General features: G+C 46.8%; 14 protein-coding genes. All 14 read right to left on the bottom strand.

All coding sequences use genetic code 11. From position 1 onward, the window contains the following. Positions 1-134: 134 nt before the first annotated feature. The 14 genes from MKY73_RS27230 to MKY73_RS27295 all read right to left on the bottom strand — a co-directional run bounded on the left by MKY73_RS27230 (position 135) and on the right by MKY73_RS27295 (position 15,928). The gene (locus MKY73_RS27230; RefSeq protein ID WP_339304495.1) at positions 135-1,061 is read right to left on the bottom strand and encodes a phosphate ABC transporter substrate-binding protein PstS family protein; all 927 of its coding nucleotides are present in this window, start codon (positions 1,059-1,061) and stop codon (positions 135-137) included. A gap of 568 nt (positions 1,062-1,629) precedes the next feature. Further along, a complete protein-coding gene (locus MKY73_RS27235) occupies positions 1,630-2,922 on the bottom strand; it encodes an arsenic transporter (protein WP_339304497.1) in 1,293 nt (430 codons plus the stop codon). A gap of 186 nt (positions 2,923-3,108) precedes the next feature. Next, entirely contained in the window at positions 3,109-5,199 is a 2,091-nt protein-coding gene (locus tag MKY73_RS27240) for a methyl-accepting chemotaxis protein (protein WP_339304499.1), read from the bottom strand. A 173-nt stretch (positions 5,200-5,372) separates the two neighbouring features. Next, positions 5,373-6,431 carry an EAL domain-containing protein gene (locus MKY73_RS27245; protein WP_339304502.1) on the bottom strand — a complete coding sequence of 353 codons (1,059 nt, stop codon included), beginning with the start codon at positions 6,429-6,431 and terminating at the stop codon, positions 5,373-5,375. 216 nt (positions 6,432-6,647) lie between these two features. Continuing rightward, positions 6,648-8,897: a bifunctional 2',3'-cyclic-nucleotide 2'-phosphodiesterase/3'-nucleotidase gene (locus tag MKY73_RS27250; protein ID WP_339304504.1), complete on the bottom strand. Its 2,250-nt coding sequence runs from the start codon at positions 8,895-8,897 to the stop codon at positions 6,648-6,650. Positions 8,898-9,372: 475 nt separating this feature from the next. Further along, entirely contained in the window at positions 9,373-9,789 is a 417-nt protein-coding gene (locus MKY73_RS27255) for a pyridoxamine 5'-phosphate oxidase family protein (protein ID WP_074093246.1), read from the bottom strand. Between the two features lie 693 nt (positions 9,790-10,482). Beyond that, a complete protein-coding gene (locus MKY73_RS27260) occupies positions 10,483-10,941 on the bottom strand; it encodes an NUDIX domain-containing protein (protein WP_339304506.1) in 459 nt (152 codons plus the stop codon). Next, positions 10,938-11,735 (bottom strand): 5-oxoprolinase subunit PxpA, encoded by a 798-nt coding sequence (locus MKY73_RS27265; protein WP_339304508.1) that lies wholly within the window; start codon positions 11,733-11,735, stop codon positions 10,938-10,940. The genes MKY73_RS27260 and MKY73_RS27265 overlap by 4 nt, the downstream gene beginning before the upstream one ends. Next, positions 11,732-12,766 (bottom strand): biotin-dependent carboxyltransferase family protein, encoded by a 1,035-nt coding sequence (locus MKY73_RS27270; protein WP_339304510.1) that lies wholly within the window; start codon positions 12,764-12,766, stop codon positions 11,732-11,734. Before MKY73_RS27270 ends, MKY73_RS27265 begins: the two co-directional genes overlap by 4 nt. Next, the gene (gene pxpB, locus MKY73_RS27275) at positions 12,763-13,479 is read right to left on the bottom strand and encodes a 5-oxoprolinase subunit PxpB (protein ID WP_339304512.1); all 717 of its coding nucleotides are present in this window, start codon (positions 13,477-13,479) and stop codon (positions 12,763-12,765) included. Before pxpB ends, MKY73_RS27270 begins: the two co-directional genes overlap by 4 nt. Before the next feature lie 37 nt (positions 13,480-13,516). Then, positions 13,517-14,350, bottom strand: a complete 834-nt coding sequence (locus MKY73_RS27280) for a DUF2785 domain-containing protein (RefSeq protein WP_339304515.1) — start codon at positions 14,348-14,350, stop codon at positions 13,517-13,519. After that, positions 14,351-14,944 (bottom strand): histidine phosphatase family protein, encoded by a 594-nt coding sequence (locus MKY73_RS27285; RefSeq protein WP_339304517.1) that lies wholly within the window; start codon positions 14,942-14,944, stop codon positions 14,351-14,353. It abuts the gene before it with no gap. Next, on the bottom strand, positions 14,941-15,531 hold the full coding sequence (locus tag MKY73_RS27290; RefSeq protein WP_339304519.1) for a DUF1572 family protein: 591 nt from the start codon (positions 15,529-15,531) through the stop codon (positions 14,941-14,943). Before MKY73_RS27290 ends, MKY73_RS27285 begins: the two co-directional genes overlap by 4 nt. 67 nt (positions 15,532-15,598) lie before the next feature. After that, on the bottom strand, positions 15,599-15,928 hold the full coding sequence (locus MKY73_RS27295; RefSeq protein ID WP_339258533.1) for a DUF952 domain-containing protein: 330 nt from the start codon (positions 15,926-15,928) through the stop codon (positions 15,599-15,601). Positions 15,929-15,933 lie beyond the last annotated feature (5 nt).

Below are 15,933 nucleotides of genomic sequence, written 5' to 3' on the forward strand. Positions count from 1 at the left end.
CCCCTTCGGTCTGTTCCATAACAACCATCCTTCTATAGTAGAATTAATGCAAAATATGGGATTATTTCAGAGCAAACCGCGTAAAGAGGCGGGACCTAAGTCCGCCTCTTTCGCTGTATGCGCAAGTTCAAAGATTACTCAACCACATTACCTGCTGCATCGCGTTTTACTTTCATGCCTGACATTGGAATGTATCCAAGTTCAGTCACGTCATTTTGTTGAATTTCGTCACTCAGGATATAGTCCAGGAACGCTTTTGTTGCTGCATCCGGCTCACCTTTGGTGTACATGTGCTCGTAAGCCCACACTGGATAAGTTCCTGCTTCCACGTTCTCAACTGTTGCTTCTACACCTTCGTATTTCAACACTTGCAAGCTGTCATCCAAGTAAGACAGGGCAAGGTAACCAATAGCACCTGGTGTTTCAGCTACCAATTTTTTGACGTTACCAGAGGAATCTTCTTGAATCGAACCTTGGATATCATCCATTTTTGCACCCAATGCATACTTCTCGAACGTTGCACGCGTACCGGAACTACTTGGACGGTTTACAATAACAATTGCTTTATCCGCGCCACCAACGTCTTTCCAGTTCGTCACTTTACCGGAGAAAATGTCGACCAGTTGCTGCTTCGTCAAATCTTCTACACCTGCATCTTTGTTGCTAACTGGAGCCATAGCTACTACGGCTACTTGATGGTCAACCAGTTCTTTGACTTTGGCTTCGTCCTCCAGCTTCTCTTCTGCAAATACGTCAGAGTTACCGATTGTAGCTTGTCCGTCAGATACTTGTGTCAAACCAGTACCACTACCGCCACCTTGAACTTGAACCGTTACGTTCTTATATTCATCAACTGCCATAAATTTCTGTCCAGCTTGTTCTACCAGAGGTAACAATGCTGTCGATCCGACTGCCAGAATGTTACCGCTAAGCTCAGCAGTAGCTTCCCCTGAACCATTGCTTGCAGCACCCTCTGTACCCGCGTCATTTTTCGATCCGCATGCAGCGAGCACCAGTACGAACGTTAAGGTCATCAAAATAAACGGCAACTTTTTAAACATGTTTTGTTTTCCTCCCCCAATGTAGTGATGGCGTTTTGTGAATTTGTTTGTTCACCATCAACTCTTTACTCATTGTAGTTTCGGTATGTCATCTTAAAATCAGTGTTTTGTAAACGCAATGTTAAAAATATCGGCTGTATATTGAAAATCATCTGAGACAAATTGCGCTGAAGTGGGCGCTTCGGTAACGGACGTTGTTTCAATCGCTGTTATCCCGGATTTATATGATTTACTTTTTCTAAGGAATACATCCGGAGATAAAGGCGAACGCTTCGCTTTTCCACAATCGTTCCGTTCCCTTCGCTGTGTCAGCGCTCGTTGGATCTCAGGCATTTCAAAGATTAGCCTGGGAGGTAGGCAAAGAAGGCCAGCCCTACAAGGGCTGGCCTTACGTAAATTTCTTTGTTGATTCTTTGATAGAGCAATAAAATCTGTTTCTTCTATAAGAAGGTACAAAAGTAGGAAACAAAAAACTGCCCCACAGCCAGTGCGTAGCACCGGCTGTAAGAGCAGCTTTTTACATTACAACAGAATTATCTTATGGATACTTAATGTAAAAATACTTTTTCTAACCCAGAATCCATAACCACAATGCCAGCCCAGCTAGGGTAATGAACAAGGTTGGGATGGTCAGGATGATGCCTGCTTTGAAATAATACCCCCATGTGATCTTCACACCTTTACGGGACAACACATGCAGCCATAGCAATGTGGCAAGTGAACCAATCGGCGTCATTTTGGGACCCAGATCGGAACCAATGACATTGGCATAGATGAATGCCTCTTGGATGATCCCTTCGGTGTGCGCACCCTGGATGGCTAGCAGGTTAATCAATACGGTAGGCAGGTTATTCATCAGCGATGACAATACGGCCGCTATAATGCCCATTCCGAGCGAAGCGGCCAGCAGGCCATGCTCTGCTATGGCATCCAGCCAGCGGCTCAGATGAGCCGTTAATCCAGCATTACGCAGTCCATATACGACGATGTACATACCCACGGAGAACACCACAATCGACCACGGTGCTTCCTTGATGACCCGTTTCAGATCAACTGCCTCGCTCTTGCGTGCCAGTAAAGCGAACAGCAGTGCAACCGAGCCCACAATCACCGACACGGGAATCGGCAGGAACTCACTGGATGCGTAAGCCACCAATAGCAGCCCTAGCATGAACCAGGCAATGCGAAACATCCGTGGATCACGTATTGCCTCTTTCGGGTCGCGAGCCGCAGAGATGTCATAGCGAAGGGGGATGCTTTTTCGATAGAACAAAAATAACATCCCCGTACTCGCTACGATCGAGATCAGATTCGGCACGGCCATGCGTACCGCATACTCCACAAAGGTAATGCCGAAGAAATCGGCAGACACAATGTTAACCAAATTGCTGACGACCAGCGGTAACGATGTGGTATCTGCGATAAATCCACTCGCCATTACAAAAGCCAGTACCATCCGCTCATCAAACTTTAATGCACGCACCATCGCCAGCACAATTGGTGTCAGGATAAGCGCTGCACCATCATTGGCGAACAGGGCCGACACTGCGGCACCGAGTAAAATGGAGTAGAAGAACAATCTGCGACCGTTCCCTCCAGCGAGTCTAGCCATGTGAAGAGCGGCCCATTCGAAGAAACCCGTCTCGTCAAGAATGAGAGAAATCATAATAATACCGACAAAGGCCAACGTTGCATTCCATACAATGGACGCTACATCCGAGGCATCGTTCAAGCTGACGACTCCACACAGCAAGGCAACCAATGCCCCACCCGATGCAGTCCAACCAATTCCCAACCCACGAGGTTGCCAGATCACCAAAGTGATTGTCACTACAAAAATCAGTATTGCTACGTATACCATAAAGCCTCCTGCTGTACCCTGTATTCATATATTATTTCGTTAATTCAATCTTATGTTGTTAGATTACACCGCTATATGCTCGGAATAACCAGACGATATATTTATACAGGGCTACAGGAACATTGTCTATCTTTATTTTCTTTTATTATAAAAGTCATGGTAAATTATGGTTCAAAGTGTTGGGATTTATTCTTTGCCTTTTTCTTTGGGCGTATCCTCTACCATCTTAAACATGCCAAGCAATCCCTGCAGTTGTTCCGCCATACTGTTCAGATGTGCCGACGAGGATGCAATCTCTTCTACCGATGCCAGTTGTTCTTGCGAAGATGCAGATACGGATTCTGTATTCGCAGCCGATTCCTGGGTCACATTCGAGATATCGCTCATCGCCTTGGCAACGTGGGATGCCCCACTCTCCAGTTGTTTCGTTGTTTCAGACAAGTCATCCAATGTATGAACCGCCTCTTCCACCGCCTCCCGAATCTGAGCAAAGGATTGTCCAGACGTATTCACGGCCTGAATCCCTTCTCCCACACGAGTCTGCGCCGCATTCATGGCGATTAGAGCGGCATCCATGTCCTGACGGATATTATGAACGACCTCACCGATCTGCGCTGCCGAGCTTCCGGATTCTTCTGCCAGTTTACGTACCTCACCGGCTACAACTGCAAATCCACGACCCGCATCCCCTGCTCTTGCCGCTTCAATAGACGCATTCAATGCAAGCAAGTTCGTTTGTTTGGAGATGGATGCAATGACATCCACCATGCTACCAATCTCAACGGAACGGGCATTCAGAGATTGAACCACACTTCCCAGCTGCTCCACCGTTTCCTGGATACTGTTCATCTGCTCCACAGCTTGTCCTGCTGCCTCATTACCAGAAGAAGCCGCTCCGGATGTATTCCGCATATTCGCCGTAATTGATTGCACACGCTCTGACATCATCCGGACATCTTCTGCCATTCTGCTCATCTGTCCCGACCCGTCTTTCACACTGTTTACCTGCTGCTCAGCACCTTCGGCCAGTTCCTGAATGGCCTGTGTTGAATGTTCAATCGCTTTGGTGGTTTGTTCTGCACTGGCAGACAACTCTTGAGAAGAAGCAGATACTTGCTCTGTCGTTTCCTGTACACCAAGAATCATCATCCGCAGGTTATCGACCATACGTTCAAAATACTTCGCCAGTTCCCCTACTTCATCTTTACGCCCTGTTTCCATTTTCACGGTCAAGTCACCTTTGCTCACCGCTCTGGCCGATTCCTGAAGTCGTTTGATTGGACGCAGCATGGAGCGTGTAAACCAGATAATGAAGATGAGCGTAAGGAACGTGGCCGCCAGGATCACTATAAATGTAATCATGCGAATGTCCTTGCTCGCATTGGTTATTTCGTTTTTGAACATCGTGCCGGCAATTTTCCAGCCCGTTGCTTCATTGGTAGCAAAGATCATCATTTTCGGTTGCTCATTGAATACATAATCGAATTGACCTTCTTTACCCTCATACATTTCATCAAGCAAACCACTAGCTTCCTGTGTACCTGCATCTGCTACAGGCGATACGACATAATTTTTGTTTGCATCCAAAATAATGACGTAGCCTTCTTTACCCACCTTAATGGATGCTTGCTCTTGCAAGTCTGTTAGATCCAGAGACAAACCGACAACACCGGATTGGTCCTTTAATGTTTTGGAGATAAATACAACGGCAACGCCATCGGTATTAACAGAAACAGCGGATACAACGGCTGTACCCGGCTTTTCCATCGCTAGTTTGTACCACTCCCGCTCCCTAGGATCATATGCATCTCCTCGTGTGCTGCTCGCTGTTGCTTTACCCCGAACCATGACTCCTTCCGTTGTTCCCACAAAAATGTTCATGGCATCGGGATGCAAGCCCAGATATTGCTCCAGCTTCAACTGAAGCTCTGGACTATCGTTCTCCCCTTTGACCAGGCTCGGATCAAGGGCATCCGCAAAATAGTTAATGTCATGGATCTTGTAGTTCACTTGGCTTTCTACAATGGTATTGGCCGTACTCACACTTTGCTTGGCACTATCCACTAATTGTCCCTGTACGCCATCTTCAGCCATCGTTAGTGTGATCAGGCCGATCGCCAAGCTTGGCAGGAGCAGAACGGCCAGGAAGGAGACCAATAGTTTGTTCCTTATATTCCAGAAGAAACCTTTCTTTTTCTTCTTCTTTTTATTTTGAGTATGTTTTGGTTTGGCAGGTTTCGCTGCTTTCATTGTTTTGTTATCCTGAGTTTCACTCATGTCTTTATCCCCCTCTAAATGTAAAAATGCCCTCTTTCTTTGTATGTATGAATGAATCTAAAAGGCTTATCTTATATATCGGCTAAATGAGGGGATTTATTTGAGAGAAAAATGTGCAGGCACGCCAAACAAGCCACCTCTGATCAGAAGTGACTTGTACAAGGTACGGGTTACTAATTATTCCATGTATTAGATGAAGTATTAGAGTACGGCTCGCCTGGAGGTTGTGCCGAGGGTTTACCAAAATAGTAGCCCTGTGCAAGTTCAATACCTATGGAGCGACAGAATTCAAACTCTTCCATCCGTTCGATCCCCTCGGCAAGGACTTGACCTCCAAATCGACTCGACATCTCAACAATATGAAGAATTTGCTGTTGTTTGGTCGAATCCTGATCACAACGATCAATAAGACTTCGATCTATTTTGACAAAATCCGGTTCTAACCGATTCATCAACTCTATTGTTGAATATCCAGCACCCACATCATCCAGTGCAACCGACATTCCACGGGAGCGATACACCTCAAATATCTGCTGCAAGATGGGCATATGTTGGATCTGCTCTGTTTCCACGACTTCAAACACAAAATCTTTAGGGTCCAGCGAAAGACGTTCAATCGCTTCAAACGTATGTGTCAGACAATATTCGGGATTATATATGGAGGAAGGCAGGAAATTTACGAAGCGTTTCACGCCATGCGGCAAAAAAACAGCACTGGTCTCAATGGCAGTAATTCGCGCCATTCGATCCAGAAAAGAATGTAGTCCAGTCTCGCGTGCAACTTCAAATAATTCATAGGAACTGAAGGATTTGCCATTCTCAGCAGGACGAAGCAAAAACTCGTATCCGATAATCTGCTCCGATGCATCAACGATGGGCTGCATATGACTGCTGAATTCATGCTCCAGAATAATGGAAACAAGCTCCGCATGCCTGAAACGGGACTCTTGCATGCTTAGACTAATCCAGCTTTCTTCATTCGCCTGTTCGTATAAAGGCATAATCTGAACGGTTAGGGAATCACGTAATGTCGAATCCATTTCGCCGATCTTTTCTATTAAGCTCTGAACCGCCTCAAGATTCGAAAAATGCATCCACATCATATCATCCGACGTCTCGATAAGTCTTCCCGGCGTTTGCAGCGCTTCCAGCAAAGCGGGGGAAATGGGACGCAGGTACAAGGTACCTTGGCCCTCTATAGGATAGATTGGACTGCAGCCACTGCAATTCATGTAGGACCCCCTTGCCAATTTATGATTCCATGTCCATTAATGATTACTGGTATATACCCAAAGTTTGTAAATATTATATCATGGGTCTTAAAATTAATCTCTACTGTTTTGATGACTTCGTATATGACGGTTGTTGAAACAAATATATTCAAAAATTGCAGAAAAAAGACCGACAGTCTGATGACTGTCGGTCTCCTCCTCTCCGCTTATTAAACGTTATGAAGCGGGAATCACGATTTTCTGTCCAACTTTCAGGTTATGCACATTTGATATTTTGTTAGCTGTTGCCAGCTTGCGCCAGTCCACACCATATTTCAAACCGATGCGGTACAGGTTATCCCCTTTTTTCACCACGTATACAACCTTGTTGCTCGTTGCCGGTTTCTCAGGTTGTGGCTTAGGCGTTGGTGTTGGAGTTGGTTTAGGCGTCGGTGCTGGCTCCGTACCTGTTTCAGGTGTTGTCGGTGCTTCACCTGTCAGTTTCAAGCCATACTCTGCAAAACCTTCTTTGTTCGTACCGATGAACGACATCGCCGGATTCGCTTCAACCAGACCTTTCGCATCCGGGGAAGAAGCAAACACAACTTCAAGATCATTCAACGCCGCTGCAGTTACACCCGCAGATGGTTTGATTGGTGCCAGGGACCAGTTACCGTCCGCTGCCGGATTAATCGTTTTATTTTCACGGATGTAGTCGATGATCACTTGACGGTTCTCATCCGGTGCAGCCAGAACGATCCGTTTGCCGTCCGGGTTAGCCAGTTTGGATGAAGAAGCACGGTAGTTATTTGTCGCTACAATGAATTTTTGCGCTGGGTCAACCGGTTTGCCGTTGAAGCTCAGGTCCTTAATCCGGCTTGCAGATGCATTAATGATCGCAGCTTTGCCATCGTATTTGGCTGGTTGGGTCACATCAATCTGATACGTTACCCCATCGATAACATCGAAGTTGTACGTTGGGAAGTCATTATTGATCAGTTGCTGTTGTCCACCTTTAGCCGGGTCGATCTGGTTGAACTGGCCTGCAGACCATTCCAGCCATTCTTTCAGTTCTGCGCCGTTAACCATTACAGCATGTACCGTATTTGGATACACGTACAGGTCAGCAACGTTTTTGATCGCAATGGTGCCTTTAGGAATATTCGTGTAATATGAAGCGCCTGAACGTCCACCGGCCTTGAATGGAGCACCTGCAGACAATACAGGAATTTTCTCATATTCCGTACCTTGCATATGTTTTTCGACATACCATTTCTGTGCATTCGTTACGATCTGAATGGATGGATCATCCTGAACCAGAGCGAAGAAGCTGTTAATAGGTGCTGTCGTTTCGCCTACTGGACCACGAACATATTCCAATGTGCCTTCATGCTCTTCATGAACCGCATCAATGATGTCTTTATCCGCATCTACCAGTGGCTTTTTGTTCTCAGTGTCATAGATCGGGCGTGCTTCCGTTTTGGAATCCACCACTTTCCATTTGCCATCTACCAGCTCCAGATCCAGATCGATAATACCCAGATGATCACCCCAGAAACCTGGCTCAACAGCAGGAACGCCATTGATTGTGCCTTTCTCAAGGTCTACCCCTTTTTTGCCGGCAAAATCAGCACTTGGGAATACTTTGTGAGCATGTCCAAACAGAATGGCATTAATGCCTTCTACCTGACTCAGGTACAGTACGGAGTTCTCCATCAGGTCCGTTTGAGGGATATCCTCAAATCCGGAGTGAGGAATGGCTACAATAATGTCCGCACCTTCGGCCTTCATTTTTGGAATGAATTTTTTAGCGGTAGCAATAATATCCTTGGCGATGACTTTGCCTTCAAGGTTAGCGCTGTCCCACTGCATGACTTGTGGCGGCACAAATCCGATCACACCCACTTTGATCGTATGTTCCTTGCCAGTCTCGTCCGTTACTTTTTTATCCAAAATCTCATACGGTGTGAAGTAATTCTTGTCATTCGTCTCATCATCATCACCATCGTCTACATAGACATTGGCATTAATGTAAGGGAAGTTCGCTCCCTCCAGCGTCATGTCCAGGAAGTCCAGACCATAGTTGAACTCATGGTTACCGATGTTACCTGCATCATAATCGAGCAGATTCATCGCTTTATATACAGGGTGAGTTTCACCCTTTTTCAGTGGATCAATCTTCGCCACATAGTCTCCCAGCGGGTTACCCTGAATCAGATCACCATTGTCGAACAGCAAGCTGTTCTTGGCTTCATCACGCGCTTTCTTGATCAGTGTAGCTGTTTTGGCAAGGCCATACTGGTCTGTCTCTTTGTCGGAATAATAGTCGTAGTTAATCAGATTGTCATGAATGTCTGTTGTCTCCATGATCCGCAGTTTAACTTTGGCAGCATCCGCAGCCGATACAGGTACCGGAAACACCGCAAGCACGTTTAATGCAACCAAAGCGGCAGTCAGGCTTGATAATACTTTTTTACTCGTTTTCAAAATAACCCCTCCCGGTTATGTACATTGAATCATGCATTATTGGGCAAACGAAGAGCGCAGAAAAAAGATAGATTTCATGGGTTGTGCGAACTGACGCTCTGATGACATGCATCGGAACTTCAGGTAAGTTTATCTCACATGAACATCTATTTATGTCTGTGCTTGTCGTTTACATTCCAAATCATAACGCAATGTTCAGCCATTGAAAAGCATTATTTTTTACATTACCCGCACATATCTAGGCCGGTTTACATTATCATGCGTGATTTCGACATTTTTTTCAACATTTTAGTAGTTATTTAGTGCTCATTAGCTTTAAAATACGTATATTACATGTTTCTTACATGTATATCCATTCATCATTATTCACTCATATCAAAAACCGTGAAACCTTAAAGGCTTTCACGGTTGGAGTGAATTCTGCGCGCATTCCGCATAAGGACGCTATTTTGCAGAGGTTATTTTCATCGTTGGATTATTGTTCCCACACATGATGTTCATGATCTTTCCCTGTATATTCAATACGAGTCGGAGTGATGTCCAGAATGACATAGTTCGGATCATTAGGTCCATCGAACCACGCCTTCAGTTCGTCATTCCATACTTGCTCACGCAAACCTTCGTTCTTGGTCACTTCACAGGTTCCTTCAATCTCAACGACTTCCTTGGAACCACCAGCCTCATAACCAAGCAGCAGGCTAACATTCGGATTATTCTCCAGTTCCTCTACTTTGTGTGTACGGCGGTTCGTTGCCAGATGAATGTTCAGTCCATCGTTGAAAAGCGCCATATAGCGGGATTTCGGTTTACCATTCTCTACAGTCGAGAAGCTGCAAAAAGGGTTGTTTTCCAATGCTTTTACAATGTTTTGTTCCAATTCAGTCTGGTTCATGGGAAGTGCTCCTTTCGGTTTTGGGGGGGATATTTAGAGAACCATGTAGAAGGCCGTTCCGGGTACGGATCGTTCTTTGGATCGCTGTTATCTCACCATGATCCTGATCTCTTCCTCATATACATTGGATTAAAACCGATTCACACGGGCACTACGATGTCAGAACAACCTTCCAATCGCTGTTATCCCCAGATTTTTTTGATTTCCTTTTTCTAAAGGGAAAATCCGGTGATAGCGTATGCTTCCGATGTAGCTTTCTTTCAGAAAGCTTTTAGGCGACCACTTCGCTTTTTCAGGTTTCTTCTGTCCTCTCCGTTATCGTGTGAATGCTTAATTCCAAAGGATATATGAATAAAAATTCAAGATACATGCGAACGCTTCTCTTCCTCAGAATCGATTCCGTCCCCTCCACTACGTCTACTGTTCTCCCAATTTGAGGAGTGGGTAAGTTAAAGTTCAAACAGAAACCTGTACTTAACTTTGCAGGTTTCGTTTCTTTAGGTTTTATCCACTCCATTGTTGTGTATAAGTACAGTCAACTTACGTTAGGTTTAATAAGCCTGTACTTATAGTGTACCCACCTCACCTATGGTGAATCCCATGAACCTGTTTGCAAACGTGACAAAATTGGAAAAGTCCTTTATGGAAATGTTTACATACAGGGATTAGCGCGTCATTTTCTTCATATCTGATTTAATTCAAATCTCCAAGATAAATAGAAGATGAGCCTGATTGAAGCAGTAACTCACCAATGGTTTTTGGATATAAACGAACCTGAGATAGCTCTTCCAGAGCAATCCATTCCACGGCGACTTGATGGTCGTCAGGATTGGAGCCTTCAAAATTAGTTGCCTCCGGATTGATCAGGCTGCACGCAAAATAAAATTCAACCTGGTGGATATCTGCATCCCACTCTGCGAATTCATGATTTTTTCCGATATACTCTCTAATATGCAACAACTCTCCCACGTTCACAGCCTGACCAATCTCCTCCAGACATTCACGCGCGACCGCATCCTTGAGTTCTTCACCTTTCTCCTGTCCTCCACCCGGGAACACATAAGCGGTACCATATTGGTCTTCCAGCCGGATGACCAGCAATCGTCCATCCTGCACAATAACCGCCTTCGCCGAGTTGCGTATGGGTTTCATTCTGTTCTTTCACTCCTTGTCATTCCAAAATTATGCGCGGATAACTCAATGCCTTCCGATTCCAGCACACGACGAATCTCTTGCGCAAATGTCAACGCGTTCGCTCCGTCACCGTGGATACAGACCGTCTCTGCCTTGATGGGAACCCGTGTACCATCCGTGGATACAACCACGCCGTCTTTCACCATCTGGAGCACTTGAGCAATCGCTTGTCCCCACTCTTCAATGACAGCCCCCGCTTGGCTTCGAGGGGTTAGCTTACCATCCGCCCCATAGGTTCGATCCGCAAACACCTCACTCACACTGTGCATGCCGATGCGATCCGCAGCTTGAATAAGTTCACTGCCCGCCAGACCATACAAATACAGCTCGGGTTGTACTTGATAGATCGCCTCCACGATGGCTTCAGCAAGCTTCGTATCTTCCGCAGCCATATTGTATAAGGCGCCGTGCGGTTTCACGTGATGCATTCGCCCCCCACTTGCACGGACAAAGGCATCCAGCGCACCGATCTGATACACTACCATGTCATATGCTTCCCGTGGCGTAATGTCCATACGTCTTCTGCCAAACCCTTGCAGATCCGGCAATCCGGGGTGAGCGCCAATTGCCACCTGATGCTCCAATGCCTTCTCCACCGTGATCCGCATCGTAGCCGGGTCCCCTGCATGAAACCCGCAGGCTATATTGGCTGACGTAATTAAGGGCAGAATGGCTTCGTCCGATAACGTGCGATATATACCAAAACTTTCGCCCAGATCACAATTGATATCCAAGGTTTTTGAGGTATTCATTGAGCGCCCTCCATTCCTGCCATTCTTCTGCGTATCAGCTTATCCATGAGCTGCATATTGATCTCCTGTTCCATGTACAACTGCCGGGCTTGATCATGCGTAATCTGTGTAAAAGAAATTCGAGTTCCCGGCCTAGCCTGAGCCAGGATTGGCATATCCACCTGAGCTACCTGTGCTATGACAGGATAACCTCCAATGGTCTGATGGTCTGCCATCAAGATGATCGGCTGACCATCTGGTGGCACCTGCACCGTGCCATAGGTAACGGCTTCCGACAGCCGATCCAGCGGCTGATTCAACTCCAGTCTAGAGCCTTGCAGGCGATAGCCCATCCGATCGGATTGCGGAGAGATTACGTATTTTTCGGCATAGAAATGTCCCAGACTTGCCTCGCTGAACAGCGAGCTGTCCTTGCTCTCCATCACACGAATAACAGCTCTACCATAATAGTCAGGTCTTTCACGTTCAGATAAGAACCACGCAGGCGCCAATATTCGGCGGCCCTGCTCACTTTCTTCTACCTGCTGCTCCATACGCTTCATCCAACCTTGTGCTTCACCAGAAGGTTCACCTGTAGATAACAGGTCTGCCGCACGCAGGGCTCTTCCTTCCACACCGCCAATACCTGTCTTAAGATCTGTACTTCGACTGCCCATCACTTCCGGTGCAGCTATTCCACCCGCTAACGCCAGATAACAACGCAAGCCATGACGACACGGGCCAAATTTCATTACACTTCCAGCCCGCACCAGCACAGGACGCCACAAAGGTACAGGCAGATGATCCACCGTTGCTGTCAGATCTCCCCCACATAATGAGACTAGCTGGCTCTCCTGAAATCGAAGCTCCGGCCCCGTCATCGTCATCTCCAGCACGGCCGCATTGCGGGGGTTGCCCACAAGCATATTGGCGGCTCTGGCTGCAAAGGTGTCCATGACTCCGCCAGGATGAATACCATACCTGCGATAGCCGGTTCTGCCTTCATCCTGAATGGTAGATAACAGCCCAGGACGAATCACTTCGACACTCATCGTTCATCCTCCATCCGCTTCAACGCCAGATAGTCCTGCTTCGTAATCTGTTCAAATCGAACCCGATCACCTGCTGCCAGCAAACTTGGTACCTTCTCATCCGGCTGAAACAACCGGAGGGGCGTTCGTCCAATACATTGCCATCCTCCGGGTGTATCTACCGGATAGATTCCCGTCTGTTTGCCCCCAATCCCTACTGTACCGGCCTCTACCCGAAGCCTTGGCGTTGCCCGTCTGGGCGTAGCAATCCGTTCAGATAACCCACCGAGATACGGAAAACCTGGGGCAAATCCAATCATATGGACGAGATAATCCCCGGATGTATGAATTGCAATAACGTCCTCTGAGGTCAGCCCATGCTCACTTGCAACATAGTCCAGATCAGGCCCACATTCGCCACCGTAACATACGGGAATCGTGACCGTTCTGGCCTTGTCTTGTACGGATTCCTTCATTTGGTTCAACTGTTGAAGCAGAGCGCGGCATAACTCGGGGTACGGGGAGATGAACGGATCATAAAATAGTGTAACGGATGTGTATGAAGGCACCCATTCGATCATGGCAGGCAGAGTTCTTTTTTCCAGCAAAGCACATACAGACGCCACTCTGCGCTGTACCGCGACAGACAAGTGATCCCCGCATTGGATGATAACGGCTGTCTCACCCAGCGGAAACAAGCTCTCCTCTGTCCATGCATACGGTAATTCGCTCATGCGCGATCTCCCCTTTGTCCACACGTTTAGCGTATCGTTATTTCTCTCTCTCCAATGTCAGCAATACTAGTGAACGAACCGCCGGAAACGGCTCGTCTTCTTCTGTACGTATCGCAAGATACAGTGTCTGCAAAAACAGACGCATATTCAGGTCCCTATGACTGGTATCCAGAAATGATCTGTTTACTGCCTTAGCTTCTTGATGAAGGGAATCGATCCACAACGTAATATCTTTTTGCTCCAGTAGATTGCGACGAAGAATGGTCACTACAGCATGCGCTATTCGCTGATCTTCATCATGGATGTAAACTTCACTTGATTCGGTTATTTTCCGACTGATTGTATGCAGAAGTTCCAGCAGTTCCATTCGCTCCAGATATGGTGACTGAGCCAGGTCTTCAACCGCATCCGCCGCATGTGCGGGGGCATGCGCCCAGCCCTTATCATCGGCATAGCCGCGAAGATCTTTTTCACATGCCAGATATGTAATCAACCGATGATGAATCCCTGCGATATCCACCTTGTTCAGGAAAGGTTTCTTACGATCCAGATTCAGGATTGGAGGCAGTAACAATATGGAGAACGTCCGTGTAAACACACTGTCCGTTCCCTGCTCTCCGATGCCATGGAAGAGGTGCTCATCATCCAGAGCCAACTGCAACAGATGGATCAGCTCGCCTTCCGTAAATACACCCTTTCCAATCCAGGTTGCAAACGTGGTATAGATCAATTCATCCCGCAGCACAGGGTCAGGACTGCCAATATGTTTCATCATATGCAGCGCCAATTCGTAAGGCTGTTCCACATAGTCTATGGACCGATTAGCTGACTGGATATGCTGTAATTTTTGCTTTAACGTCAGAGCATGCATCTATTGTGCATCCTTGGACGAATTCAAATGCACGCTGCAATTGTACAGATCACATTGCCATGTATCATCTTTCTTGGCAATCCGCGTAATGGATGTATTGGACAGCTTCACGCTAATATCTAGCTCTGGCACCAGACCTCGTAATGTATTCCGCAGGACTGCTCCGTGACTGACCACGATTACTTTTCCATCAGGATGCCGCTGTACAATCTCTTCAAGCACTGCACTGCCTCGAACAGTCCCTGCATCTGCAAGCTCCCGTCCCAGATCCAGGGTACTCCAGTCCGCTCCCCACTTAGCTAACCGTTCCTCTTCCGTCGTTCCTTCGACCTGTCCTCCGCCCATCTCGCGAAGTCTGGAGTCCAGATGAATCTCCTGAATGCCCAAGCGATCACCAATGATGCGAGCCGTCTCACTTGCACGTTCCAAGTCACTTGCATAGATGGCATCCCAGGATTCCTCGGCAAGTCTCGTTGCAAGTAAAACCGCTTGTTCCCTTCCCTCCTGATCCAGCGGATTGTCCGTCTGGCCCTGAGAACGTTTTTCCTTATTCCACGCTGTGCTTCCATGGCGAATCAGTGCAATTTCAGTCATTGTTGTTCCTCACCTTTTTCGATATGAAGTTCATCTTCTGTAAAATGTTTGCGTGCCTTTGGCTTGGCAAATTTACCGCCATTATATTGAGCAGACCCGTTTCTCGGGATCGAGAGACTGTCCCACGCTGTTTCTTTAAGCATTTTTGCGGCAAATACAATCTGTCCGACATGATATGGATAGTGCGCCAATTGCCGAATAATGGCCTCCATGACGGTATGCCCTTCATTGCGAATATATATGATATGAGACAATTGTTCCGGGGTAAATGAACGAATGGCTTCGAGTAGGCATGTCCAGCCTTCCTCCCATTTGGCGATCAACTCTTCCCGGGAAGCAATATCATTCACGAATTCGGCATCCCGTTCACGCCAAGGTTTCTCTCCATCTGTTGTCAGTACATCTGTCCAACGGGACAGCATATTGCCCCAGAGATGTTTTACAATCACCGCGATGCTGTTCGCGTCTTCATTCCAGGATTGAAACAACTGCTCGGACTCCAGTTGCGCCATAGCTTTTTCCCCGAGCTGCTTGTAATACAGAAATTGCTTCTCCGCCGTTTCCAGAAAAACCTGATTCATATCCATCCGTTAACCACCCTTCGAAAAAAGTAATATCGCCCTTATCACGTTCAGCCCGATACGTCTCTTGCCTTTATTCAGGAAATGAGAATGTACCATCAGCATTCGGTTCAAATGGAATGACTTTACGTACCGCATCCAAATTAAGTTCTCCATAAATATGTGGAAATAGTTCATTCAATTCATATAGATCTTCATACACCAGTTCCGGCTTTAACGCCTTCTCATCAATACTAAGCAATAACAGATCCGTACGACCTGCATAATATTGCCCGGCTACCCATGGAATCTGTTCCTTGGTGGAACAATGAATGAATCCGTCTGTCTCCAGGCTGTCTGGTGCATACTCACTGCCCTTGGACACTTCCTCCCACAATGAACGGGAAATAATACTGTAGATCATGGTTC

Origin of the sequence: Paenibacillus sp. FSL R5-0519 (genome assembly GCF_037974275.1) — a bacterium.
Lineage (GTDB): Bacteria > Bacillota > Bacilli > Paenibacillales > Paenibacillaceae > Paenibacillus.